This is a genomic window from Prosthecochloris sp. (assembly GCA_015482705.2).
Taxonomy (GTDB): domain Bacteria; phylum Bacteroidota; class Chlorobiia; order Chlorobiales; family Chlorobiaceae; genus Prosthecochloris.
Window position 1 is genome coordinate 20,236 of sequence record JADMLA020000012.1, and the last position, 8,065, is coordinate 28,300.

Annotated in this window: 10 protein-coding genes; 5 read left to right on the forward strand and 5 right to left on the reverse strand. The window is 45.0% G+C overall.

Translation table 11 applies throughout. From position 1 onward, the window contains the following. Positions 1-27 precede the first annotated feature (27 nt). The 3 genes from QZ209_RS02255 to QZ209_RS02265 are packed head-to-tail and all read right to left on the reverse strand — an operon-like array spanning position 28 to position 2,556. Complete coding sequence (locus tag QZ209_RS02255; RefSeq protein WP_294344289.1) at positions 28-1,035, reverse strand: tyrosine recombinase XerC; 1,008 nt, start codon at positions 1,033-1,035, stop codon at positions 28-30. Beyond that, positions 1,032-1,862, reverse strand: a complete 831-nt coding sequence (locus tag QZ209_RS02260) for a DUF4905 domain-containing protein (protein ID WP_294344291.1) — start codon at positions 1,860-1,862, stop codon at positions 1,032-1,034. The genes QZ209_RS02255 and QZ209_RS02260 overlap by 4 nt, the downstream gene beginning before the upstream one ends. After that, the gene (locus QZ209_RS02265; protein ID WP_294344293.1) at positions 1,855-2,556 is read right to left on the reverse strand and encodes a methyltransferase domain-containing protein; all 702 of its coding nucleotides are present in this window, start codon (positions 2,554-2,556) and stop codon (positions 1,855-1,857) included. Before QZ209_RS02265 ends, QZ209_RS02260 begins: the two co-directional genes overlap by 8 nt. Before the next feature lie 147 nt (positions 2,557-2,703). Between QZ209_RS02265 and queF the strand changes: the two genes are divergently transcribed. After that, the gene (gene queF / locus QZ209_RS02270) at positions 2,704-3,069 is read left to right on the forward strand and encodes a preQ(1) synthase (protein WP_294344295.1); all 366 of its coding nucleotides are present in this window, start codon (positions 2,704-2,706) and stop codon (positions 3,067-3,069) included. 130 nt (positions 3,070-3,199) lie between these two features. Here the strand turns inward: queF and QZ209_RS02275 are convergent, their stop codons facing one another. Beyond that, positions 3,200-3,928: a photosystem P840 reaction-center cytochrome c-551 gene (locus tag QZ209_RS02275; protein ID WP_294344296.1), complete on the reverse strand. Its 729-nt coding sequence runs from the start codon at positions 3,926-3,928 to the stop codon at positions 3,200-3,202. Positions 3,929-4,128: 200 nt separating this feature from the next. On the opposite strand from QZ209_RS02275, the gene QZ209_RS02280 reads away from it, so the two are divergent. From QZ209_RS02280 to QZ209_RS02290, 3 genes are all read left to right on the forward strand, one after another. After that, positions 4,129-5,685, forward strand: a complete 1,557-nt coding sequence (locus QZ209_RS02280; protein WP_294344299.1) for a YifB family Mg chelatase-like AAA ATPase — start codon at positions 4,129-4,131, stop codon at positions 5,683-5,685. Positions 5,686-5,866: 181 nt separating this feature from the next. Then, the gene (locus QZ209_RS02285; protein WP_294344301.1) at positions 5,867-6,388 is read left to right on the forward strand and encodes a class IV adenylate cyclase; all 522 of its coding nucleotides are present in this window, start codon (positions 5,867-5,869) and stop codon (positions 6,386-6,388) included. Between the two features lie 59 nt (positions 6,389-6,447). Next, a complete protein-coding gene (locus QZ209_RS02290) occupies positions 6,448-6,822 on the forward strand; it encodes a GNAT family N-acetyltransferase (RefSeq protein ID WP_294344304.1) in 375 nt (124 codons plus the stop codon). Positions 6,823-7,110: 288 nt separating this feature from the next. Here the strand turns inward: QZ209_RS02290 and QZ209_RS02295 are convergent, their stop codons facing one another. After that, the gene (locus QZ209_RS02295; protein WP_294344307.1) at positions 7,111-7,659 is read right to left on the reverse strand and encodes a GrpB family protein; all 549 of its coding nucleotides are present in this window, start codon (positions 7,657-7,659) and stop codon (positions 7,111-7,113) included. Between the two features lie 191 nt (positions 7,660-7,850). Here QZ209_RS02295 and QZ209_RS02300 point away from each other — a divergent pair. Beyond that, the coding region (locus QZ209_RS02300; RefSeq protein WP_294344310.1) for a hypothetical protein at positions 7,851-8,065 on the forward strand (215 nt) is incomplete at its 3' end.

The window sequence follows — 8,065 nt, forward strand, 5'->3', positions numbered from 1 at the left end:
CTCAGGAAAGCCCAAATACCGGGATGTTCATGCCCTGGGATGGGCTTTCTCATAAACTTCCCTAACCCTTCCAAAGGTTACATGCGTGTATATTTCAGTAGTGGTCAGGTTGGTATGGCCCAGCATCTCGCTTACACTTTTCAGGTCAGCTCCGTTGTTCAGCATATGCGTTGCGAAACTATGGCGCAGAACATGCGGATTTTTATACTTGAGTTCCGTGACCGCTGATAAATATTTTTTTGTAACTCTCTGAACAAGAACAGGATAAATACCCCTACCTTTTTTTGTTACAAAAACATATGCGGTATCGGGGTTCCCCTTATTTTTTATTCTAAAGAAGTTTCGTCTGACTTCAAAATAATTTTTCAGCGCCTTTGCAGCATGGCTTCCCAGTGGCACTATACGATGCTTGTTTCCTTTCCCCGTGATTCTCATGAATCCCTGCTCGAGATTGACATGTTCGTTCTCGAGACCGACAAGCTCCGATATGCGTAACCCGCAACCATAGAGAATTTCAAGCATCGCCCTGTCACGGCTCAAGGTAAACCGCTCTTCATGATCATCCTTTTTCCGTGAACCGCTGACAGGAGGAGAGGATGAAACGAGAATCTCTTCGAAAAGACTTGCCGTCTGCTCTTCATTGAGAAAACCTGGAACATTTTTGTTGAAACGGGGAGTGGAAACCTGTGCTGGAATCGAAACCTTCACCGCACCGGTTTCAAGAAGATAATTATAGAAACTTTTGACCGCAGCCAGTTTTCTCGCAATGGATTTAGGCTGTAAACCCTCTCGAAGCAGATAACCGAGAAAAAGGCGGATATCGAGTACCGTAACCGAACCTGGGTCTTTATCCAGTGTGTCACTGGAACCATGATGATCGGCAAGAAAATCGTAAAACTGTGAAAGATCTTTTCGGTAAGCTTTACAGGTGTGAGCCGAATACTGCATCTGGCCTCTCATGTAATCGAGAAAAGCATCGAGACCACGATATGTTGTATCTGCTTCGCTAACTGCTGGTTTCTCCTTTTTTTTCATTGGAGACGTACGGAGATCAGTTCATTCATACCACGGATATAGTACAATATAACGCCACGAAGCAAAAAATAATTCACTGAGGGAACCCTTGTACCGCTGGCAAGAGTATCTTCGTATACTTTTCTATTGTCACGATACGCCTCGATTGTTGCATTGAACGTTTTACCGTCTTTTGCAGCACTGTGGGTAACGGTAACAAGCAAACTGCTTTGCTCGATAGATTCACGAAATCCCTCGACAGGCGATCCAGCTCCCATGCTGCCGGAATTCTGAACCGCGGGAAGCTCGACTTTCTGCAATTTCTCATCTCTCAACGCGCCAAGTCGAAGATCGTTTACTTTTGCTGCATCGTCGCCAATGGTATCGAGAACTTCACCGCTCTTGACATCGAGCAGAAAATAGCTTCTTTCTGGAAATCCTGCGAAAGATCCAGCCGTGTAAACCAGCATGCCTTCCTTTAGGTTCGCGACAAAAGCCGCCTCAGGTCTTGCCCAGACCACTTCCGCCTTATGAGGATCAACCGCCCAGATCCCCCTGTGCTCAGGACTGTGGTCCTGATAACCATGAATGTAGAATAGATTGCCTCTTGCAGTTTCAAGACCGGTCATACCGCTCTCTCCGACTATACCGTGAGCATGATCATCGAGAGAAAAGTCTTTGAGAATTTCTTTACCTGATCGGAGTGAAAGAGAGGTGAAACATGTTCTACCGGTTTCCTGCAGCCTGTTTTCGCAGACAAGCAGATCCGGTTCGAAAAACATAATACGCCATAACCTAGCATTTCCGGAAGGTAAATACCGCCAAAGAGGAACGCACTGTTCAGGCATTATCATCAATAGATTTAGACAACCTGTAAATATTGACCGGCACGACCTGTTTGCCCTTGCTGAAGCTCCTGGCATAACTGGTAACGGAAAACCCGTTTTCGAAAGAAAGATCGAGGAACTGTTCGGCAAGTCTTCTTCTAGGATCAGCGATATAGGCGCATCCTTCCGGCTTCACCAGCTTATCGACAGCATGCACGATAGGCAGCAAGTTCACTCGCTCATAGAGCACATCGGCGGCAAAAAGCATATCGAACCGATCCTTCAGATGAATACATCGCCAGTCAAGCTGTTCCGTGTCCAGCGAAACGTCATTCTTCAATGAATTCAGTTGTATAAAGCGAAGAGCCTCTTCGGAATAGTCCGTCGATAGTACATCTCCCCCTCTCGATGCAGCGACAACACTAGCCACGCCGACACCGGCCCCGATTTCAACGATTTTCCTCTCGGCAACGGCAAGCTCTTCCACAATGAATTCCGAAAGTGTTATGGCTGCCGGCCATATTTCCGCCCAGTATGGCATTTGTTCATCTTTGACGAAATCCTCGGGGGATATTCTGTCAAGCAAGGCATAACTGTCACGTACACTAACGAACGTGAACGCTTTGTCCACAATGGTATAATGATTTGTTTCGAGATCGTACTCTTTCGATAACTCATCAAAAACAACCGACATGTTCTGTTCCGTCTCTATCATGTTTCGGTGACAATCAAAAGCTTATTTTTATTACTTCATTGCAGAAAGCTTGAATGTACGGAAAATCAAAGAGAGAATTCTATTTTAAACCCGAAAACTCATATAACGTACCATAATGGAAAAACAGAAACACAAAAACAGCAACAGATGAAAAAAGAACTCCTCGAAGTATTCGACAACCAGTTTCCTGACAGAAACTACACGATTGAAATAGTGAATCCTGAATTCACATCGGTCTGCCCGAAAACAGGTCTCCCTGACTTCGGGACCATCACGATCCGTTACATCCCCGATACATCCTGTGTCGAACTCAAATCACTGAAATACTATTATCTCGAATTTCGCAATGCCGGTATTTTCTATGAAAATATCACGAATACCATTCTTGACCATATGATCGAAGTACTCCAGCCAAGAGAACTGACTGTAAAGACAGAGTGGAAAGCGAGAGGCGGAATCACTGAAACCGTAACGGTTTCTTATAGCGCACAACAACAAAACAATCGTCATTGACCCCTTCATACTGGCAACACCTGCAACAGGCGGCATGAAACAAAATACCGTGTTCATAAAAAAACCCCGGAGCAGTACCCCGGGGTTTTTTCACTATCACATCTAATCAATCTATAAGCTAATCCATGTACTAATAATTGGCATCGATGTAGTCGACCAAAGTCTGTACATCTTTCTTTCTGATACCGGAGTTCGGTACAGCTTTCATTTCCAGGACAATTTTCTCTGACTGGCCTTTCTTTCTGTATTCGCCAAGCTTGACCTCGACGGCTTTGATTGCATGGCACTTTGTACATTTTCTCTGGAACAGCTTATTTGCAGCGGCAAGATCTTTACCGGCCATCGCGACTTGCTCTTTTTTGACAGTCTCTTCAACCACCGCAACCTCACCATCGCCGCTAACAGCTTCTTCGATAACCTCTTCCTCGACTGCTGCAGTTTCTTCTTCAACGGGCTGATCTTCGATATTTTCGAAATCCTCACCTTCATTGAATGCATCGAGCTGCCTTACCGTGCGTATATATTTGCCTTCCATGGTTGTCGTACGGCCTTTTTCCCAGACAATTTCAAGGCTGATGAACATCACAGCAACAATAACGAAAATACTGACGGGCATGCTAACAACCCATCTATCGCTAACCCTTGCAGACATCTTGCCGAGTCCCCAGATGATCAGAGAAGCGAAAAAGATCAGGAGAAACCACCCCATAAATGATTTCAGTGGAGTCAGGATCGGGGAGATATTCTCTGCAGGTGTTTGATAACCTGTCAAGAACGATGTAAGAAAGAACAATACACCCATCAATACGGCACCACCAATGGCTAGTGCATAAAGCTTACCATTTGATTTGTTGTCCATGACAGCTAAAAATTTGGTGTTAGCGGTTTACGAATAATTTTAGAAATTAAGATAATCAATATTCGTCAAGCGACAAACAAAATAACCAATTAACCACCGGCTCCCCTCCCCGCCCGGAACCATCGGAATGGTATATCCGCAAATAATTTACTATCATATTACACCAAACAAAACACAACGCAAACCCTAATCAGTAATTCATGCTTTCCCAGCTCAGCGCAGCTGCCCTAATCGGGATAGATGCCCTCAAAGTAGAGGTCGAAACCAACGTTTCAGGAGGCCTGCCTTCATTTACCGTTGTCGGATTACCAGACAACGCCATACGCGAAAGTCGAGAAAGAATCCTGACCGCAATAAAGAACTCGGGCTTCAACCTTCCGCCAAAAAAAATCACGGTGAATCTCGCACCTGCCGATGTAAAAAAAGAAGGAACCGCTTTCGACCTCTCGATTGCGATCGGACTTCTCGGCTCACTGCAGGAAGTAGACAATGAGCTCGATGAAACGCTTATCATCGGAGAACTGGCTCTCGACGGATCACTCAGACGCATCAACGGAGCTCTGCCCATAGCGATGATGGCTGCACGTGAAAAAATCAAACGGATCATCCTGCCAGAAATAAATGCAGAAGAAGCGGCGATAGCGGTTGCCGCCTCACATTCGGCCATAGCTGTACATGGCGTAAAAACTCTTTCCGATACTGTCAGCCTCTTGAGAGATCCCTCTCATTGCAAACCCGCGGAAGTTGACGTGGAAAGGCTTTTTCTGGACCATCCAGAATATCCGGTTGATTTCGCCGACATCAAAGGCCAGGCAACCGCCAAAAAAGCGATGGAAATCGCAGCGGCAGGAGGCCATAACCTCATTATGATAGGCCCGCCCGGAAGTGGCAAAACGCTTCTTGCAAAAGCACTGCCCGGCATTCTTCCTCCACTGAATTTCGAGGAGTCACTCGAAACGACAAAGATTTATTCGGTTGCCGACAAGCTGAACAACGGAAAACCGCTCATGACCCACCGCCCTTTCCGCAACCCGCACCATACCACGAGCAATGTTGCACTGATCGGTGGCGGTACGATGGCAAAACCCGGTGAAGTCAGCCTCGCGCACAATGGAGTTCTTTTTCTCGACGAGCTACCCGAGTTTACAAGAAATGCCCTCGAGGTCCTTCGCCAACCGCTTGAAGACAACGAAGTAACGGTTTCACGCATTTCGCTCACCACGAACTATCCGGCCTGTTTCATGCTGGTGGCCGCGATGAATCCAAGTCCGGCCGGAGCCCTCAAAGATCAGGACGGCAACCTTACCGCCACACCGCAGCAGATTCAACGATACCTGTCGAAAATCTCCGGCCCGCTGCTCGATCGGATAGACATCCATATCGACGTCCCTAAAGTTGACAATCAGGAACTGTTTTCAACAGCAAAAGGAGAAAGCTCGGAAGTGATCCGCAACCGGGTCATAAGCGCGCGAGAAAGGCAGGTAAATCGTTTTAGCGAAGGAAACGCTCCCGGCATCCACGCAAACGCCCAGATGACAACCAGGCTCATCAAAAAGTTTTGCCCGCTCGACAAACCCTGCGCCACGAAGCTCATGGAAGCCATGGAACGGCTTAATCTGTCAGCCCGTGCCCACGACCGCATTCTCAAAGTCAGCCGAACCATCGCCGACCTCGAAGGCTCGGACAACATCGAAATGCCCCATCTGATCCAGGCGATACAGTACAGAAGCCTCGACAGGGATTTCTGGAATTACTGAGAAAGAAGGCAAGGAAAAAAGTTTACAATGTCGAATCGTTATACCGGCATCTTTTGAAAAAACCTGAACATTGGAGATAGTATGAGCAAAGCCGCCCACAAAAGAAACACAACCGAGGCGGGAAAGGCTACAGCTTTAGAGTTGAGGATATACACATTAACAAGTACTGTTGGCAGTCACTATGTCTCGAAACGTTGAAATAAAAGCCCGTATCGATAACCTCGAAGACCTTGAACGCAAGATCGAGGAAATTGCCGATGGAAAACCTTCTGAAATCATCCAGGACGATACCTTTTTCAGATGTACCAACGGCCGGTTAAAACTGAGGACCTTTTCCAACGGTAGTGGAGAACTGATATTCTATAAACGAGCGGACGAATCGGGACCAAAGAAGTGCTTTTATCTGATCTCCAAAACTCCCGAACCGGAAACAATGCGGAAAACACTCGATCTGGCTTATGGTGCAGTCGGCCGAGTTCAAAAACATCGCACGTTGTATTTTATCGGTAGAACAAGGATTCACTTGGACCGTGTTGAAAGTCTGGGCGATTTTCTTGAACTTGAAGTTGTGCTTTCCGATGGAGAACCTTCCAAAGATGGTGTTGACGAAGCCAAAACCATTCTTTGCCGACTCGGAGTCAACGACTCACAATTGATTGAAAGCGCTTATGTTGATTTGCTGCAACAGCATGGTGCACCATAACAAATTCTTACAAACCAGGGGAAGGCTATTTCATGGTTTCCAAACAAAAGGAATCATCCATGGAAAACTGTTTCACAATATCCACGGATAAAAACAAATTGGATATCGCAGTTGTTCATGACTATCTGTGCAACAGGTCCTATTGGGGTAAAGGAAGAACAATTGAAACCGTACGGAAAAGCATCGACAACTCTTTATGCTTCGGGATGTACGATAAAGCCGCCAATTTTGTCGGGTTTGTGAGAGTCGTGACGGATTATGCAGTTTTTGCCTATTTGATGGACCTTTTTGTTTTAGAGCCTTACAGAAATAGAGGACTTGGAAAAATGCTGGTGGACCATATCGTGAACAACAGTATCAACGTCGGTGAAATTTACAAGATCTTGGAGATATCGAGAGCAACGTTTTACCGGAGTTGGGAGATGGGAAAATAGTCAGGTTGAGATTTATATAACTCATTATTGGTTTGGAGATCATAGGAAAACGTCTGGTGTACTTCTTGATAAATAGCAGGCAAGAGATTGGAAATAAAAAGGGAGCGCATTACACTGTATCTACATACATAAATATCACTTATGTCTTTTTAAAAGCCATTGAACAGCATCCCTCATTTTGCCTACTCTTCCAACCGCCTCACTCATATCCGGTCATTCAGGCTTGGCAGCTTCTGTTTATCAATAAACCTATGATCCCCACCTCCTATAGGCTCGTTTTTTAGTTGCTTAACTTTTTTTACGATTATTTTCTTGAATTTCTTCAAGCTCATCGGAAGTAAAGCCATGATCTCTCAAAATAGCCAGTAAAAATGATGATTTACCCTCCACATAGGAATCGATATCATCAAAATATCGTTGTGCCAATTCTAACTTTATCTTTCCGTATCTTGTTGCAAGTGACGTATTTGCCCTAAGAGCATTTCGTATAGCAAGATGGTTTTCAAGCGCTTGACATCCTGCTATACATGCATAAAGATTATGTTCAGGAAAACCTTCCAGTGTGGTAAATGCTTCACGACCTTCAATACCAAGATTCCCTCTATGCAAAGCACCGATAGATGAAAGTCTTTTTATAATGATTTTCAATGTTTCTTTGTTTGGAGCAACTATCGTCAAGTCAATGATCGGTTTTGCAGCCAATCCGGGAACCGAAGTGCTCCCGACATGTTCAAGCGATAAAGCCACATCAGAGATATGAGGCCAAATATGGTCGTGTAGTAATTCGAAATCTCTTATCCAGCCAGGATTATACTTTGAAACAATGATTCTTTTCATTTTCTCAGTTCATATATTATTATTTATCAATAAAATACTGTATTGATGACCTGTATTGCAGATTTTCATGACGTGTTCTTCCTTGGTTGAGTTTAGCATTTTTTCTACCACCAAGTGGTCTGGTTTTTCAGGTTCACGTCCATACTTTTAAAGCTATTGAACAACGTCCCCTTTATAAAAGGATACATTGCATGTCGACAAAATCAGAAAAAACCGGATCACGAAAAAGCGGCGGATCACTGATAGCCGCCCTTATGGTTATCTGCGTTATGGCAACCAGCACAGTAATGGCGCAAAACGTTGCCCGGGCGAATGTAATTCAGGTAAAGTATACCGGCTATAAACCAACCGGTGTTTTTGAAACAGAGTTACGATACTTCTACGAAGTCTCCGGGGTACGCTCATA

Bases quoted from the DNA above. Each gene is read 5' to 3' on its own strand.
- QZ209_RS02255 (WP_294344289.1), bottom strand. From the start codon at position 1,035: ATGAAAAAAAAGGAGAAACCAGCAGTTAGCGAAGCAGATACAACATAT.
- QZ209_RS02260 (WP_294344291.1), bottom strand. From the start codon at position 1,862: ATGCCTGAACAGTGCGTTCCTCTTTGGCGGTATTTACCTTCCGGAAAT.
- QZ209_RS02265 (WP_294344293.1), bottom strand. From the start codon at position 2,556: ATGATAGAGACGGAACAGAACATGTCGGTTGTTTTTGATGAGTTATCG.
- queF (WP_294344295.1), top strand. From the start codon at position 2,704: ATGAAAAAAGAACTCCTCGAAGTATTCGACAACCAGTTTCCTGACAGA.
- QZ209_RS02275 (WP_294344296.1), bottom strand. From the start codon at position 3,928: ATGGACAACAAATCAAATGGTAAGCTTTATGCACTAGCCATTGGTGGT.
- QZ209_RS02280 (WP_294344299.1), top strand. From the start codon at position 4,129: ATGCTTTCCCAGCTCAGCGCAGCTGCCCTAATCGGGATAGATGCCCTC.
- QZ209_RS02285 (WP_294344301.1), top strand. From the start codon at position 5,867: ATGTCTCGAAACGTTGAAATAAAAGCCCGTATCGATAACCTCGAAGAC.
- QZ209_RS02290 (WP_294344304.1), top strand. From the start codon at position 6,448: ATGGAAAACTGTTTCACAATATCCACGGATAAAAACAAATTGGATATC.
- QZ209_RS02295 (WP_294344307.1), bottom strand. From the start codon at position 7,659: ATGAAAAGAATCATTGTTTCAAAGTATAATCCTGGCTGGATAAGAGAT.